The sequence below is a fragment of the Streptococcus sp. 1004_SSPC genome, from assembly GCF_001069025.1.
GTDB lineage: Bacteria > Bacillota > Bacilli > Lactobacillales > Streptococcaceae > Streptococcus > Streptococcus vestibularis.
This window is the reverse complement of the sequence record NZ_JWGQ01000008.1, coordinates 20,411-37,396: the sequence shown is the minus strand read 5'-3', so window position 1 is coordinate 37,396 and position 16,986 is coordinate 20,411. Positions and strand designations below refer to the sequence as shown.

General features: G+C 36.5%; 15 protein-coding genes. 13 read left to right on the top strand and 2 right to left on the bottom strand.

The genetic code is table 11. The features are described 5' to 3' along the window. The first annotated feature begins 49 nt into the window (after positions 1-49). The 3 genes from ADF62_RS00415 to ADF62_RS00405 are packed head-to-tail and all read left to right on the top strand — an operon-like array spanning position 50 to position 5,554. Complete coding sequence (locus ADF62_RS00415) at positions 50-409, top strand: PrgI family protein (RefSeq protein ID WP_001097589.1); 360 nt, start codon at positions 50-52, stop codon at positions 407-409. Beyond that, complete coding sequence (locus tag ADF62_RS00410; RefSeq protein WP_179944327.1) at positions 360-2,717, top strand: VirB4-like conjugal transfer ATPase, CD1110 family; 2,358 nt, start codon at positions 360-362, stop codon at positions 2,715-2,717. Before ADF62_RS00415 ends, ADF62_RS00410 begins: the two co-directional genes overlap by 50 nt. Before the next feature lie 11 nt (positions 2,718-2,728). After that, on the top strand, positions 2,729-5,554 hold the full coding sequence (locus ADF62_RS00405) for a phage tail tip lysozyme (protein WP_048787843.1): 2,826 nt from the start codon (positions 2,729-2,731) through the stop codon (positions 5,552-5,554). A gap of 30 nt (positions 5,555-5,584) precedes the next feature. Here ADF62_RS00405 and ADF62_RS11060 read toward each other — a convergent pair whose 3' ends face one another. After that, the gene (locus ADF62_RS11060; RefSeq protein WP_071788347.1) at positions 5,585-5,773 is read right to left on the bottom strand and encodes a hypothetical protein; all 189 of its coding nucleotides are present in this window, start codon (positions 5,771-5,773) and stop codon (positions 5,585-5,587) included. A gap of 18 nt (positions 5,774-5,791) precedes the next feature. On the opposite strand from ADF62_RS11060, the gene ADF62_RS00400 reads away from it, so the two are divergent. From ADF62_RS00400 to ADF62_RS00380, 5 genes are all read left to right on the top strand, one after another. Next, positions 5,792-6,376 (top strand): PBECR4 domain-containing protein, encoded by a 585-nt coding sequence (locus ADF62_RS00400; protein ID WP_239664974.1) that lies wholly within the window; start codon positions 5,792-5,794, stop codon positions 6,374-6,376. 150 nt (positions 6,377-6,526) lie between these two features. Next, the gene (locus ADF62_RS00395) at positions 6,527-6,937 is read left to right on the top strand and encodes a thrombospondin type 3 repeat-containing protein (protein WP_048787842.1); all 411 of its coding nucleotides are present in this window, start codon (positions 6,527-6,529) and stop codon (positions 6,935-6,937) included. A gap of 47 nt (positions 6,938-6,984) precedes the next feature. Further along, positions 6,985-13,203, top strand: coding sequence for a DEAD/DEAH box helicase family protein (locus ADF62_RS00390; protein ID WP_179944326.1), 6,219 nt, complete (start codon positions 6,985-6,987; stop codon positions 13,201-13,203). A gap of 74 nt (positions 13,204-13,277) precedes the next feature. Continuing rightward, positions 13,278-13,562 (top strand): DUF5962 family protein, encoded by a 285-nt coding sequence (locus ADF62_RS00385; protein WP_048787840.1) that lies wholly within the window; start codon positions 13,278-13,280, stop codon positions 13,560-13,562. 13 nt (positions 13,563-13,575) lie between these two features. Then, on the top strand, positions 13,576-13,872 hold the full coding sequence (locus ADF62_RS00380; protein ID WP_048787839.1) for a DUF5966 family protein: 297 nt from the start codon (positions 13,576-13,578) through the stop codon (positions 13,870-13,872). A gap of 13 nt (positions 13,873-13,885) precedes the next feature. Here the strand turns inward: ADF62_RS00380 and ADF62_RS00375 are convergent, their stop codons facing one another. After that, a complete protein-coding gene (locus tag ADF62_RS00375) occupies positions 13,886-14,083 on the bottom strand; it encodes a hypothetical protein (protein ID WP_004249782.1) in 198 nt (65 codons plus the stop codon). Between the two features lie 159 nt (positions 14,084-14,242). Here ADF62_RS00375 and ADF62_RS00370 point away from each other — a divergent pair, with 159 nt between their 5' ends. Genes ADF62_RS00370 through ADF62_RS00350 form a run of 5 tightly spaced genes read left to right on the top strand, consistent with a single transcriptional unit; the run spans position 14,243 to position 16,953 of the window. Further along, positions 14,243-14,884, top strand: coding sequence for a hypothetical protein (locus ADF62_RS00370; protein ID WP_000933083.1), 642 nt, complete (start codon positions 14,243-14,245; stop codon positions 14,882-14,884). Between the two features lie 9 nt (positions 14,885-14,893). Further along, positions 14,894-15,979 carry a toprim domain-containing protein gene (locus tag ADF62_RS00365; RefSeq protein ID WP_048787838.1) on the top strand — a complete coding sequence of 362 codons (1,086 nt, stop codon included), beginning with the start codon at positions 14,894-14,896 and terminating at the stop codon, positions 15,977-15,979. Positions 15,980-16,029: 50 nt separating this feature from the next. Then, positions 16,030-16,263 carry a DUF5965 family protein gene (locus ADF62_RS00360; RefSeq protein WP_000152419.1) on the top strand — a complete coding sequence of 78 codons (234 nt, stop codon included), beginning with the start codon at positions 16,030-16,032 and terminating at the stop codon, positions 16,261-16,263. Continuing rightward, positions 16,260-16,643, top strand: coding sequence for a DUF5945 family protein (locus ADF62_RS00355; protein WP_048787837.1), 384 nt, complete (start codon positions 16,260-16,262; stop codon positions 16,641-16,643). Before ADF62_RS00360 ends, ADF62_RS00355 begins: the two co-directional genes overlap by 4 nt. 37 nt (positions 16,644-16,680) lie before the next feature. Beyond that, a complete protein-coding gene (locus ADF62_RS00350; RefSeq protein ID WP_048787836.1) occupies positions 16,681-16,953 on the top strand; it encodes a hypothetical protein in 273 nt (90 codons plus the stop codon). Positions 16,954-16,986 lie beyond the last annotated feature (33 nt).

Sequence of the window (16,986 nt, the reverse complement as noted above, 5' to 3'; positions counted from 1 at the left end):
ATAAAGGCTAGGAAGTGATTGCTTCTTAGCCTTTTTAGAAAGGAAAGTCATGAATACACGTGTCTTTAAAGACATCTCAAAATACCAACACAGAGCTTGGTTAGGCTTCACTACAAGGCAAATCATCTTTGTTTTACCAGCCTTTATTGTCACAATTATTGTTTTGGGCTTGAATCTCTTTTTCTGGCAATTTGGAGATTGGTTTGTTTACGGTTTTGTGTTTGCCTTTACCATTCCCCTCATGCTTTTTGGAGTCTATAAACCCAATGATTTATATTTTGAACATTATTTGAAATACCGTCTTCATTTTGAATTAACGGTTCCCCTACGCACAATTACAGGAAAGAAAGGACCTGAACATGAAAAGAAAATCAAATACATTAAAGAAACAAAAAACTTCAATGACTAATAAAAAGGAAAAAGTTAAAGGGAAAAAAGAGGAAGTGTTACCCTCAACGGCTAATACTCTTTCCTATCAAGCCCTGTATCAAAATGGTCTGATGCAGGTAAAAGAAGATTATTTCTCACAAAGCTATTTACTTGGTGATGTCAATTACCAAACTGTTGGTTTAGAAGATAAGGGCGCAATCATTGAGAAGTATTCTGATTTGATTAACTCTTTAGACGACCAAACCAACTTCCAATTGACCATCTTTAATAAAAGATTGAATTTAGAAAAGTTTAGACAAAGTGTTTTGTATGAGGAAAAAGAAGATGGATATGATAGCTATCGTAAAGAATTGAATCGGATGATGAATCAGAATTTAGACAGTGGTGAAAATAATTTTTCAGCTGTGAAACTGATTAGCTTTGGTAGAAAGGATTCTAATCCCAAACAAGCCTATCGTTCCTTGTCCCAAATAGGAGAATATTTCAAGAGTGGTTTCTCAGAAATTGATGCTCGATTTGAATCCTTGGCTGGAGAAGAACGGGTGAACTTGTTGGCAGATATGCTTAGAGGAGAACACCATCTTCCTTTTTCTTACCGTGATTTAACGAGATCTGGTCAGACAACTCGTCACTTCATAGCGCCTAATCTCTTAGATTTCAAAAACAAGAATTACCTACAAATCAATGACCGCTTATTGCAGATTGTCTATGTGAGAGACTACGGCATGGAATTAGGGGATCAATTTATTCGAGACCTCATGCAAGGAGATTTGGAATTGATTGTGAGCCTCCATGCTCAAAGTTCGACCAAGGCTGATGCCATGAAGAAACTACGAACGAAGAAAACCTTGATGGAATCCCAAAAGATTGGGGAACAACAAAAACTTGCTCGTACAGGTATCTATTTGGAAAAAGTAGGCCATGTATTAGAAAGCAATATCGATGAAGCTGAGGAACTCTTAAAAACCATGACAGAGACAGGAGATAAACTATTTCAAACTGTCTTCTTGATTGGTGTTTTTGGTCAGGATGAAGAAGAACTCAAACAAGCACTAGACACGATTCAACAAGTGGCCGGCTCAAATGACCTAATGATTGATAAACTTCCATATATGCAAGAAGCAGCCTTTAATAGCTTACTGCCATTTGGTTGTGATTTTTTAGAGGGAGTATCACGGAGTTTATTAACATCTAATGTAGCAGTGAACTCTCCATGGACTTCAGTAGATTTACAAGACCGTAGTGGGAAATATTACGGTATCAATCAAATATCAAGTAATATTATTACCATTGATCGCAGCCTATTAAATACACCGTCTGGTCTGATTTTAGGAACATCTGGAGCCGGTAAAGGGATGGCAACCAAGCATGAAATTATCACGACAAAAATCAAGGAATCTGGTGAAAATACAGAAATTATCATCGTGGATCCAGAAGCAGAGTACAGTGTTATTGGACGGGCTTTTGGTGGGGAAATGATTGATATTGCGCCAGATTCCCAAACCTATCTCAATGTACTTGATTTGTCTGATGAAAATATGGATGAGGATCCTGTTAAGGTAAAATCAGAATTTCTTTTATCCTTTATCGGCAAGTTATTGGATAGGAAAATGGATGGAAGAGAAAAATCGATTATCGACCGAGTTACGAGACTCACCTATCAGTCATTTAAAGAGCCTTCTTTGGAAGAATGGGTATTTGTCTTGAGTCAACAACCAGAAGAAGAAGCGCAGAATTTGGCACTTGATATGGAACTGTATGTCGAAGGTTCTCTTGATATTTTTTCTCATAAGACCAATATTCAGACAGGATCTAATTTCTTAATCTATAATGTTAAAAAGTTAGGAGATGAGCTGAAACAAATCGCTCTTATGGTTGTTTTTGATCAGATATGGAATCGTGTTGTTCGGAACCAAAAATTAGGGAAGAAGACCTGGATTTATTTTGATGAAATGCAACTTCTTTTACTAGATAAATATGCCAGTGATTTCTTCTTTAAATTGTGGAGTCGTGTCAGAAAATATGGAGCCAGTCCGACTGGGATAACCCAAAATGTCGAAACCTTATTGTTAGATCCAAATGGTAGACGGATTATTGCAAATAGTGAATTTATGATTCTCCTCAAGCAAGCAAAAAATGATAGAGAAGAACTGGTTCAACTCTTAGGCTTGTCAAAAGAACTTGAAAAATACCTAGTCAATCCAGAAAAAGGGGCAGGACTGATAAAAGCTGGTTCAGTTGTCGTACCCTTTAAAAATAAGATTCCTCAAGGTACTCAATTGTTTGATATCATGAGTACGGATCCTGATAAAATGGCTTCTAATTAAGGGAAAGGTAAATGAAGGATAAAAGAGAAATCATACGTGCCCGAAAGGCATTTAGAAGAAGTCTAAAAGATGAGAAGAAATTCTTGAAACAAGGAAAGAAGGAGGTGAAGAAACAGAAAAAAGATTCCGCTGTACTGGATGAAAAAGCATGGAAAAAAGAGATAAAAGAAAAGCTAGAGGAGATGAGTGAAGCTTCAAAGGCTAGAGTAAAACAAGCAAATGAAGACTACAATCATATTCTTCAAAATAGTCCTCCATCTCTTTTGAATCGCAAAGAATTAAGAGACAGACGGTTGCCTCATGCTAGGAAACGATTGAAAATAGCTAAGAAGCAATTTAGAGAAGCCAAGGTAGAAGTAAAAGAAGAAAGAAAAGAAGAAAGAAAAGAGAGTCGTAAAGAAAGAAAAACCAATCAAAAATTTCTTTATGGTAAGGAATCGAAACAAAAATCTAATTTTTTCTTTCAAGGGAAGAGTTTAGAAGAATTAAAAGCTAAGAAAGAAGTCAAGGCCGCAAAAGAAAATCTAAAATCTACTAAACAAGCCTATAAGTCCAAAAAAGTCAGTAGGAAAGCCAAAACCTTTCTCTATGTCCTTGGACGTGAAGGTGGAGAGTTAGTTTCAGAAAATGAAGATTTAGAAGGCTATCGCACACTTCAAGAGACCATTAGAAAAGGGAAACGCTACAGTCGGCTTTCTTATAATCTGGGGAAAGCTAGTGTCAAAACAGGACAAGCAACAGGTCGTTTTACCAAGAAAAGACTGACCAACACAAAAGAGCGATACCATCATTTTAAGGATGGAAAAGGATGGAAACTAGCGAAAGACAACCCAAGTTCCTTTAAGAATCGGTTTCGAAAATTAAAGAAACAAGGTCTTACAAGTGTCCGAAATATCTATCAAAAACTAAAAGCAGCCTTTTCTTTCTTTACATTTGCGACTGGGAATCCTGCAACATGGATAGTTGGAGGAGTCATTTTTCTCCTCATACTGATGATGAGCTTCTTTTTAGGATTTTCATCTGCTAGTTTGATTCAACAAGATGAATTTGAATTGACTAAAGCTTATACCCACATAACTTGGGAAGATGCAGAACATACCCGAACAAATGATAAAGGCATTACCTATTACACAAAAGTTGATGATGTGATGGGGTATATGAACTTTAAGTTCCATGACTATGAGTTACACAAACCAGTTCACTTATTTAGTTCAGAAACTTATAAGAATTTTTTGTCTACTTTGTGGCATGATTTAAACGATGGGGAAGATTTGAAATCCATGCAAGACCTCTATGAAATTCCTAAGTATAAACTATCGAAAGACGATCAAGAGGAAATGAAGGAACTAAAAGAAGAAGGTGTGTATGCTTCCATGCAGGAATTGGACAATCCATTTGAGGGGAAAAGCAACGAAGATAGTCTAACCATGACTTATCGTTACGGATACTATGATTTAGACGGGAAACCTACTCTTCAGGAGTACATTCTACTAGAAGCGAAGGCTCACCAAACGATTGTCGCACCAATGGATGGAGTTGTATCTTTTGATGGCAACAATGTTATTCTCACTAACGGAAAAGGAGAGAATGAGAGTCGATTGACCTTGTACTCTATTCATAATGGCCGTGCGATTGAGGGGACAAGAGTCCTAACGGGTGATATTATTGGTGAAACACCAGACGATACAGGTTTGAAAGTTTCTTATCAAAAGTATAAGAACAAGAAAGAAAAATTGGTGTATGTCAATCCGCAATTCTATTTTCCAAAGGTCATTCAACTTCAGACCACTATCTTACCTGCCATTGGTCAGTTTGGTGGGGATGAGTTTGAACGTGCAAAACATATTTATGAGTTTTTGAAATCTCAAGGGGCAAGTCCCCAAGCCATTGCGGCTATTTTAGGAAATTGGTCGGTAGAGTCTTCTATCAATCCTAAACGTGCTGAAGGAGATTATTTATCTCCTCCAGTTGGCGCTACCGATTCCTCATGGGATGATGAAAGCTGGTTAGCAATTGGAGGTCCAGCCATTTATGGAGGTGCTTATCCTAATATTCTTCATAGAGGTCTAGGTTTAGGGCAATGGACGGATACCGCAGATGGTTCAACACGTCATACAGCTTTATTGAATTATGCACATATCAAAAATAAGAAGTGGTATGATTTAGACCTCCAGCTTGACTTTATGCTTCATGGAGATAGTCCTTACTATCAAAGTTGGTTAAAGGATTTCTTTAAAAATACGGGCAGTGCAGCCAATCTTGCCCAAGTCTTCCTCACCTATTGGGAGGGAAATTCTGGTGACAAACTACTGGAAAGACAAACCAGAGCAACGGAATGGTATTACCAAATTGAAAAAGGTTTCAGCCAAACAAATGGAGGACAGGCAAAAAGTGACCCGCAATCTCTTGAAGGGGTTCGTGGGGACTTGTATGAGCATTCTGTTCCTGGTGGTGGAGATGGTATGGCCTATGCCTATGGACAATGTACATGGGGTGTTGCGGCTCGTATGAATCAATTAGGCTTAAAATTAAAAGGAAGTAATGGAGAGAAGATTTCAATCATTAATACCATGGGAAATGGTCAGGACTGGGTTGCGACAGCTTCAAGTCTTGGTGGGGAAACTGGCTCTACACCAAGAGCAGGTGCTATTGTTTCTTTTGCGGGAGGTACACATGGCACACCAGCAGACTATGGTCATGTGGCTTTTGTAGAGAAGGTCTATGACGATGGTTCTTTCCTCGTGTCTGAAACCAACTATGGTGGCAACCCTAACTATACCTTTAGAAAAATCTCGCAAGTAGATAGTGCCATTAGTTTTGCCTATACTACGAAATAGAAGAGTTTACACTTGAAATTTTAGATATTTTCAGGTAAAATAAATAGTGTAGATGAGTGGTCGGCTCATGGTCAATCTGATAGTAATCTTGGACATAAGGGCCAAGCGGTGGCGGACACCAGAACGAAATCCGATAGCAATCTTGGACGTAAGGGCCAAGCGGTGGCAGACACCAGAATAAACCGACTGACTAGGTGGCTTACAGACTCTGTAAACCACCTTTTTTGTGAGGAAAATATGGAAAATATGGAAAATATGGAAAATTTTGAAGTTTATCGTAATCCTAATTACAACGAAAAAATAAAACTTCAGCGTTTTTTTACACAGTTACAAATTGCGGCTTCTTTTTTTAAAAAACACTTTGTTGGCAAAATCATGTATTATGAAACGGAAATTGAAAGTGTTGAGCTTCATTTTTCACCTACTAATTTCATGCACCTATGTGGTGTTGATTACCAAAAAGGTGCAGGCAGTTTCTTTGACGATTGTTTAAATAGACATGTCATAATTGATGAGTTGAAAATAAAAAAAGATGGAACCACAATGCAAAAGTTACAAGTTTTAGGATCCATTGAGGAGTTATTGGGAAAGCATGTTCATCTAACTGGTTCAGGACGTTATTTGTATTTGGAGTTTGATTATGCTCTTCGTACAAGAAAACAGATACTAGCATTAACATTGAAAGAGACATCAAGGAAAATTGTTCCTCAATCTTTATTAGATTTGAAGAGAAAGACAGTATTTCCAAAAGGTGAAAAAGTAATTTCCATTTACTCAAAACATTTACAAACATCGGAACTTTTTTATTATTTAAAAGATTAGTTTACATATCTTTTGTGGCATAAAATATATTTTTATCATTTTAAGGAGAACGCAGTTTTGGCTCGTTCTCTTTTTTGTTGTGATACTTCTTTCAAGAAATATTTGGTAGGATTGGAGTGAAAAAAGATTAACTAGGAAAGAAGGAAGTATATGGAAGCCATTTATCAACGTGATTCGGATCAAGATGGACTGACTGATGCTCAAGAATTGACGCTAGGAACCAATCCTCTTAGCGCAGATTCTGATGGTGATGGTCGTTCAGATTTAGTAGAAGTAGAAGAAGGAACCAATCCCTTAGAAAAGGATTTACAAGACATGGACCAAACAAGTATAACTGAACCGTCTTCAGTATTTATGGAAATGAAACAAAAGATTTCAGATATGATGGAGAGTCACTACAAGGAATTTATACAGGCTCTGATTAGTATTGAAACAGGGATTGAAAACCAACAAGACCTAGAAGACTTATATACTTACTACATGAGAACAGATGCCGTTTCTCTTTTGTCTAGTGATTTAGAAACCAGTCCTCAAGAGGTTGAAATGGAGATAGAGTTGTAGGGGAATCATGTGATTCTCCTATTTTCGTATAGATGAAAGGAGCGAGTATGGAAGTAATGCAATTATTGGCTATGTTTCGTGGAACAATTCCAAAAGATAGGGAGAAAATGGGCCTATTTCTTCGTTATCAAGCGCAACATTTTGATGAGAAATGGCAAGACTTGGTAGAGAGTTTTTTGGCTGAAGATGGCAAGATAGAAGAGATACCTCATGTCTATTCGTTTCATCAAGATATTATTTCTTTCCTAGAGGCTAGTTCTGAAAACAATGACCAAGATTTAGAAAGTTACACAAGAAATTTCGGGCAAGCGGGTCTAAGTAAATTATCTCAATTAAGTAATTTTGAGAAAAACTTGGTGCTAGAAGTCGCAACCTATAACCTTTCCACTCGATTTTATACCCAATCTGAAAAAGAGAAGTTAGAACCATTAAGTGAGCTTGTATCTCATCAGAATCAGGATGTCAATTTAGTCAATGTCTATCGGGTTGCGAATAATCTATCTGACCGCATTAGTAGAGATATAGAGGAGTTTCTTCTAATGGTTGATTCCAAAGAACTAAAAAAAGAGGTTCTTGAGATTCATTTTGAAGAAAAAGAAGGAGATGTTCTAGCCTATTTGGGTTCAGAATTGATGGCTACTTTAGATACTGTTACGGATTTTGTCCATCATGAAGAAAACTACAAACAACTACCACTGACACAAAAGCTGAAGATTATTACTCATTTTGATGAAGTAAAGGCTATAAGAGAAAAGTCTAAGCAAGTAGAGGAAGCAGTCTTACCTTTAGATAATATTGACCAGGTAGAAGAAAATGTGGAAGTTCATTCCCTATCTAAAGTAGATAAAATTGTAGAAGAAGCTTTGAGGGAATATCCAATCGGTTCACAAGTAAGTTATAAAGGACAAGTATTTCAGTTGGTTTCGATTGAAAATGCACAGTTAAATGACTTAGTTCGCCTAGAGCTATTCAATGATTCCAACCAGTTATTTGAAGAGAATCCTATCTTATACTTGAACAGTTTGGAAGAGATTGAACAAGTATTGTCTCTCGTAGAACTTGAAAAAGAAGATTCAGAGATTGAGATTGATTCACCAAGTGAAAGCCAGGAAATAGATTTGTTTTCCTATCTGCAAGAAGATAATGAAAAGGATAAGGAAACAGAAATGCTTATTGTAGGCATTGAAGAGACGGATGTCCCTGTTCTAGATTTTGTTTTTCCAGATGATTTAGAGGATTTTTATCCTAAGACAAATCGAGAAAAGATTGAAACGAATATCGCCGCAATTGAACTTGTTAAAAGATTAGAAAAAGAGAGACGACAAGCAAGTCCAGAAGAACAAGAGCTACTAGCCAAGTATGTTGGATGGGGTGGTCTTGCCAATGAATTTTTCGATGAACTCAATCCAAAGTATGAAACAGAACGTTTAACTCTTAAGAGTTTAGTAAGTAAATCAGAATACTCCACTATGAAACAAAGTTCTCTCACAGCCTATTATACAGACCCAATGATTATTCGCCAGATTTGGCAAAAGTTACTGGATGATGGTTTTGAGGGAGGAAGGATATTAGATCCTTCTATGGGGACTGGGAACTTTTTTGCGGCTATGCCTAGAAGTATACGAGATAAATCAGAACTCTATGGGGTTGAATTAGACAGTGTGACAGGCGCAATCGCAAAACAACTCCACCCCAATACCCATATTGAAGTGCGAGGATTTGAAGAAGTGCCCTATCAAAATAATAGTTTTGATTTAGTCTTAACGAATGTTCCTTTTGGAAATTTTCGCATTGCCGATAAAAACTATGATAAACCTTATATGATTCATGACTACTTTGTCAAACACTCACTTGATTTAGTAAGAGACGGAGGACAAGTGTCGATTATCTCATCTATCGGGACAATGGATAAGCGGACAGATAATGTCTTACAAGAGATTAAAACCAACACTCATTTTTTAGGGGGAGTTCGGTTGCCAGATATGGCTTTTAAAAGGATTGCAGGTACTCGTGTAACCACAGACCTCCTTTTCTTTCAAAAGGATCAAGCAAAGAATATTAATGAGGAAGAACTTGTTTTTAGTGGTTCTATTCCCTTTGAGGAGGATAAGCGTGTCTGGATCAATCCTTATTTTGATGGGAAATACAATACACAAGTTTTGGGTGAATATGAAGTACGTAATTTTAATGGAGGAACCCTCAATGTTAAGGGGGTATCAGAAACATTAGCTACTGACATAATGAAAGCATTAGAGAATGTGGAAGCACCTAAACAAATTGACAATTCTTTGAAAGCACCTGTTTTTATCCAAGAAGAAGTGGATAGTTCTATCCCAAGTCGTATACGTGAGGACTTAGCGCTCTATTCTTTTGGATATGAGGGAAATCAAATTTATTACCGAGATACGCATGGTATTCGGAAAAGTTCAAAAGTAGACGAAATTAGTTATTATGTAGACGAGAAGGGAGATTTTAAAGCTTGGGATAGTTCTTTGTCTGAACATAAAATAGACCGATTCGTGCAACTTCATTTGACAGATGAGGAAGCACTAGATGTATACAAGTCAGAAGAAGCGAGTAAAAGGGGGAAATATAAAGGCTTGTTCAAAAAAACTGTCTTTTATGAAAGTCCCTTATCGGATAAGGATATTAGTCGCATTAAGGGAATGGTTGATTTAAGAGAGACCTATCAAGCCTTAATTGAAATTCAACGTCATCCAGATTATAGTCGAACAGATTTTCAGGTATTACTTAGTAAACTCAATCATGACTATGACCGCTTTGTAGGTCAATTTGGATACTTGAATGCCTCAGTCAATCGGAACTTATTTGATAGTGACGATAAGTATTCCTTACTAGCAAGTTTAGAAGATGAATACATTGATTCTAAAAGTCAGAAAGTAAAATATAAAAAATCTTTAGCTTTTGAGAAAGCATTGGTTAGGCCAGAGAGGGTGATTACAAGAGTTTCAACAGCTCTAGATGCCTTAAACTCCAGTTTATCGGATGGTAGAGGGGTTGATTTAGACTATATGGTATCCATTTATCCCGAACATAGCCAAGCTGCTATTTTAGATGAGTTAGGTGACCAGATTTTAATGGATCCAGAAAGCTATTTAAGAGGGGAAAGAAAATATCTTTCTAAGAACCAGTTTTTGTCAGGAGATATTCTCAACAAGATAGAAGTAGTTCAACTATTAGTGGAGGAAAACAACCAAGAATATGACTGGTCGCATGCTTTAGATTTGTTAGAATCTGTTCGCCCTCCACGGATTCATCTGGCAGATATTGAGTTCAAAATAGGGTCACGTTGGATTCCTCAATCCGTTTATGGTAAATTTGCCTTTGAATGTTTTACCAATCGTGAAATTGAATTGTCTTCGCCAGATGTTGAACAAGTCATTGAAGTGAATCCTGTCGATGGCCAGGTTCATTTAAGGACATCATTTGCTTATCGCTATCCAAGTGCCAAAGATAGTAGTCTTGGAGTTAGTGGGTCACGTTATGATACAGGAAGAAAGATTTTTGAGAATTTACTAAATTCAAACCAACCGACGATTACCATGACAGTTACGGAAGGAGAAAAGAAAAAGACTATCACAGATTTGGAAAAAACCTCTGTTCTAAGAGCAAAAGAGCAGCATTTACAAGATCTATTTCAAGAATTTGTCTCACGGTATCCAGAAGTCCAACAAGTCATTGAGGAAAGCTATAATCGCCTTTATAATCGAACGGTTAGTCGAGAGTATGACGGTAGCCATCTAGTCATTGATGGCTTGGCACAAAACATCAGTCTTCGTCCTCACCAAGAGAATGCCATTCAAAGAATCGTAGAAGAAAAAAGAGCCTTATTAGCTCATGAGGTAGGTTCGGGAAAGACCTTGACCATGCTTGGGGCTGGGTTTAAATTAAAGGAGTTGGGGATGGTTCATAAGCCCTTGTATGTAGTGCCCTCTAGTTTGTCTGCTCAGTTTGGCCAAGAAATCATGAAATTTTTCCCTACTAAAAAGGTCTTTGTGACCACTAAGAAAGATTTTGTGAAGGCGAGAAGAAAACAATTTGTTTCTCGTATTATTACAGGAGATTACGATGCCATTGTCATTGGGGATTCTCAATTTGAAAAAATCCCTGTCAGTAAGGAAAGACAGATGAATTATATCGAGGATAAACTCAATGAACTACGAGAGATTAAAACACATTCTGAAAATAAGTACACCGTTAAAGAAGCAGAGCAATCAATAAGTGGTCTAGAGAAACAATTGGAAGAACTCCAACGCTTCAATCGTGATAGCTTTATTGATTTTGAAAATCTAGGAATTGATTTTCTCTTTGTGGATGAAGCACATCACTTTAAAAATATTCGTCCAATTACTGGACTTGGGAATGTAGCAGGTATTACCAATACAACTTCTAAGAAGAATGTGGATATGGAAATGAAGGTGCGACAGATTCAGGAAGAGCATGATTTTAAAAACATTGTCTTTGCGACAGGAACACCTGTTTCCAATTCTATTAGTGAGTTATATACTATGATGAACTATATTCAACCAGATATCTTAAAACGCTATCAAGTTGATTATTTTGACTCTTGGGTAGGTGCTTTTGGAGAAATTCAAAACTCTATGGAATTAGCTCCTACAGGGGATAAGTACCAACCTAAGAAACGATTTAAAAAGTTTGTCAATCTACCTGAGTTGATGAAAATCTATAAAGAAACAGCCGACATTCAAACACAAGATATGTTGGATTTACCTGTTCCAGAAGCTCATATTATCCCTATTGAGAGTGAGTTAACTGAAAACCAGAAACTCTATTTAGAAGAATTAGTTATGAGGTCAGATGCGGTCAAATGTGGAACAGTTGATCCGAGTCAGGATAACATGTTAAAAATTACGGGTGAGGCACGAAAACTAGCTATTGATATGCGTTTATTGGACTCTAGCTATAGTCTAGCAGACAATCATAAACTGCTTCAGGTAGTGGATAATGTTGAAAGAATTTATCGTGAAGGAATGGAAAATAAGGCTACTCAGATGATTTTTTCAGATATTGGCACACCTAAGAAAAAGGATAATGGCTTTGATGTCTATTCTGAAATAAAGGATTTATTAGTTGATAGAGGAATTCCTAGTAAGGAAATTGCCTTTGTACATGATGCCAATAGTGATGAAAAGAAGAATAGTTTGTCTCGAAAGGTCAATGCAGGAGAGGTGCGGATTCTCCTTGCCTCAACTGAAAAAGGAGGAACAGGTTTAAATGTTCAGAGCAAGATGAAAGCAGTTCATCACCTGGATGTACCGTGGAGACCAAGTGACATTCAGCAACGCAATGGACGGATTATCCGACAGGGAAATGAAAACAAGGAAGTGGATATTTACCACTATATTACCAAAGGTTCGTTTGATAATTATCTATGGGCAACTCAGGAGAACAAACTCCGTTATATTAAGCAGATTATGACTTCTAAGGAGCCGATTCGTGCTGCAGAAGACATTGATGAGCAGACCATGACAGCTTCTGATTTTAAGGCACTAGCAACAGGTAATCCTTATCTCAAATATAAGATGGAACTAGAGAATAATCTAACTCTATTAGAAAATCAAAGACGCGCCTTTCAACGCAGCAAGGATCACTATCGTCATACAATCTCATACTGTGAAGAAAATATGCCCATTCTTGAGAAACGATTAAGCAAGTATGAAGGCGACATTCAACAGTCTGAAATGTCAAAAGACCAGGTATTTACTATGACAGTAGGTAAGCAAGCTTTTGAGCAACGAGCTGAAGCAGGTGAATCCCTACACCGTCTTATCCGTCATAATCAAGCTGACAGCAAAGAATTCCGAACCCTAGCAAGCTATAGAGGATTTGACATTAAAATGCTTAGTCTTCCAATAAATCAGCCTCTTCCTGAAACCTTCTCTGTTAAGATTGTGGGAGAAAATCAGTATTCTGTCAGTTTAGATTTGTATTCTCCTTTAGGGACAATTCAAAGGCTTCAGCATACGATTGATCACATTAAAGAGGACCAAGTGAAAACTCAGAACTTATTGGATGAATTAAAGGATAAATGGAATACTGCTAAGGTAGAAATTGAGAAAAATTTTCCAAAGGAAGAGGATTATCAAACTAAAAAGGCCGAATACGATGTACTCGCGCCATTGATTGAAACAGAAACGGATTTAGATATTATTGATCAGGCCTTAAGACAATTCCACGAAAAAGGAAACGAAAAGCAAGAACAACTTTCTTTTGAATTGGATTAAAAAATAGATATAAATAGCGGACAAGAAAAGAAAAGCGCGGTAAAATAAAGATAGAAAGAAACGAGGTAACGATTATGATGGAAGATACCTATTATCAATTAGAAGAGGCCTTGGTACAGGGATTTCAAACACCTGAAGAATACCATGCCTACAAGGAACTAAAGGAACATTATGAGGAAGTGACAGGCGATTACAGCTTTTCTATACGAGAACTCACTAGCCAATTGGAAATCTCTCTTCAGAATCATAGAGGTGTGGACTTTGAAGAACATGAAAAAGAGGAGTATTTGGACTTAGTTCAAAAGCTAGAGGAATTTGATTCCTCTCTTGCCACTCATTACCGTCACTTGATTGACTAGAAAGGAGAAAGTCATGAATGATTTACTCCTTATCCCAGTAATTTTTTTAGCAGTAGGAGGAATTCTCATTCTTTTATGGAGACTCTTTCTTATTGCCAGTGGACTTTTCCTGATTGGTTTTGTCAGTTTTCTTATTTTCGTGGAGGTCTATGGAATTTATCTGTTCTTTACTGAACCTAGTTTATACTTTGATGATATCAGACAACATGGTTTAACTAGTTATACGGCTGTGTACCTTTTCATCAATCTGATGTTGGTTCTAGGATTCAGTTGGTGTTTCATAAACTCCAAAACTAAGGAAAGTATGTAAACTTGTTAGATGGTTAAAAAACTTTATCTGAATCTAAATTCGGATAAGGTTTTTTATTAGCCTTGATTCTTTCATATACTTCATAGCTAAATTGGAGTAATAATTTATGAAAATCATTATCCTCACTATTATTACTTGTATTTATGGCTTGTTTATGGCGTTCAATATGAGAAAGAGCTCTTCTCAAATTTTCTTCTTTTAATTTGTTCATATTTATATTATAAACTGAAGACAGCTAATTTTGATATTTTTCTCTGAACTGTACGATTTTGCGCCTGAAATGTAGGAATTACATTTCGTTGTGATGTGATAAAACTTACAAGTTCTTTTTGTTATTCTTGACCTAGTTTTTATAGAAAGAAGGTCTAAGATGTTAAATAAAGTCAAAACTAAAGCCTTAATTAGTGTTGGTGCAGTAGCCGCAACTAGCTTTATTCTCATGATGGGATATACTGCTGGTCAACATTCTACTGCTAAACAAAGTCGCAAAGAAATCGAATTGGCTGCAGCTAAACTTGTAGAGGACAAACAAGCAGAAGATAAAGCCAGCATTTTGTCATCGGATACTGTAAAAGAATTTTTGACGCAGTACTATACGAAAGAAAAGCTCGGAGAAAATAATACACGTATTCAACCTTATATGACTGAATCGGCTTATTCTCAAGAATTGTCAAGTCAAAATGATGCCATGAACCAAGTGTATAAGGATTATATTTTGGATTATCATTTTGAAAAAGCAGATATCTTTGTCAATCAGACTACGAATCAAGCCATTGCCATGGTCTCTTATAATGTAACCTATGTATCTGATTTAAAGAATGCCAACCAATCAAAGACTAATCAGACAGAAACAAGAACAGTTAAGTTATCCTATTCTAAACTACCTGGTAAGTTATTGGTCAACCAAGTACAGGTTTGGAAATCTGGGTTAGATGATTTGGATAAGGCCACTCCCAAAACTTTGGAAGAATCCTCATCTGTTCCATCACTGCCAAATACTACGACAAAATGATGATATTGCATGGAAATAGAAGAATGTAAGCAAATTTCAATTCTTGATGTAGCCAATCGTTTAGGTATCTCCTTTAAACAAGTTTCGAGCAGTGTCTATGAACATCCTGAACACGATTCATTTCGGATTTTTTCAACTACCAATACTTTTAAATGGTTTTCAAGAGATATTCAAGGTGATGTCATTGATTTTGTTCGACTTGTTCAGGGAATTTCCTTTAAAGAAGCTCTAGCCTTTCTTTCTGAAGAACCTTTTCAAAAAGAAGCTGTTCAAGCAAAAAGAGAGAGACCATTTTATTATCCTTTAAAGAGAATAGAAGATTCTAACTGTAGTCTGGCCAGATATTACTTAACAGAATGTAGAGGAATTTCAGAAGAAATCGTACAAAGTATGATTCAACAGGGTTTAATAGCACAAGCCAGATGGAAAACAAATGAAACAGTTGAACCTGTTATTGTTTTTAAAAGCTTTAATCATCGTCACAAGCTGCAGGCAGCAAGCTTACAAGGGATTTATAAGAATCCCGCTCTTTCTAGAGAGAGGTTAAAAACGATTCTAAAAGGAAGCCATGGACATATTGGAATATCCTTTGACATTGGTAAACCAAATAGACTGGTCTTTTGTGAATCGTTCATCGACTTGATGAGCTATTACGAACTGCATCAACAAAGTCTATCTGATGTTCGTTTGGTATCTATGGAAGGATTAAAAAGGTCTGTTGTTGCTTATCAAACTTTACGACTGATAGCTGAAGAAAATCAGAAGTTGGAATTTTTGGATACAGTAATACCTTCAAAGTTATTGCCTTTAATCAATACAATTCGTGATACCACCAGCTATTTTGATAATCATCATGATTTATTGACACTTGCGGTAGATTGTGATGATGCAGGAAAAGATTTTTCTGATAAGTTATCTCAATCAGGATTTCCTGTTTTCTTGGATTTCCCTGATAATGAATCAGGGAAAGAAAAAGTAGACTGGAACGATATTCTTCGAGAGAAGAAATCAGATTTACAATTGATGATCGAGAATGCAAAGGAAACATTGAGGAATCAACCAGTAAGACAAACCTCTCAATGTTTAGAATTGTGATAACAAAATCAAGATGTTTTAGCTAATATTAGAATGAAGGAGGAACGTATATGACCATTATTGAACGCTTAGAAGAAAAGGTCACTAGGCAAGAAAGTAAGGTAGCAAGAGAGACAGAAAAACTAGCTGCTTACAAAGAGCAACTGGAGACAGCGATGTTTGCGACGTTCAAAAGGCGTCAAAGCATCAGTCACATGAGTTTTGAAGAAGCTCTTGATCATGCCTTTGGTAAAGAAAGACAATTCGATGATTCTGAATTTAGAAAGGATGAAATGAGTGAATGACAAAAGATTGGAATTTTAATCAACCATTAGAAAGTAAATCAGAAAATCCAGAAGATCCAGATAAAATTGCGGCCTTATTTGGAAATCATCAAGGAGGTAATGATGTAAATTATGAAGCAGCTTTTCAAAAGCGAAAACAAGCACCTGTGACGGAATCAAATTCTAGTTCTAAACCCAAAATTACAGAGGTTAGAACAGGAAAAGAAACAGATATCACTACAAGTTATCAGCAACATCTTAAAAGACTGATTGCAGATAACAATAGCGATATTCAAAGTAGTCAAAAGAAAATTGAAGAGCTACATACGTTGATCGACACAAAGAATAAAGACAATAAGAAATTGCAGTCCATTTATGATGCGATTTCCGAATTACACTAAGCAGTCCTGATAGGCTGCTTTTTTTGAGAGGTTATAGATGTTTACAACATTTTTTAAGAAAAATCACGACAATAGTGATGTATTTAAAAAGCTGATTCATAGACTATCTGATATGTCTGTCCAAGATCTTGAAAAAATAGACCGACTGCTAGATATCATTTTCACTCCAAATCAAGAATCACAACAACTAAAAACAGAAGCAACTTACAGAGAAGAAACTTTGGACGACACATTAAAGAAAGCTAAGAACCAACTTCATAAGGAACAATTGGAGAAGAATTTAGAGAGATTTAGGAAAAATAGTCAATAACGCACCAAAATTGGTGCGTTATACTTTTTTATG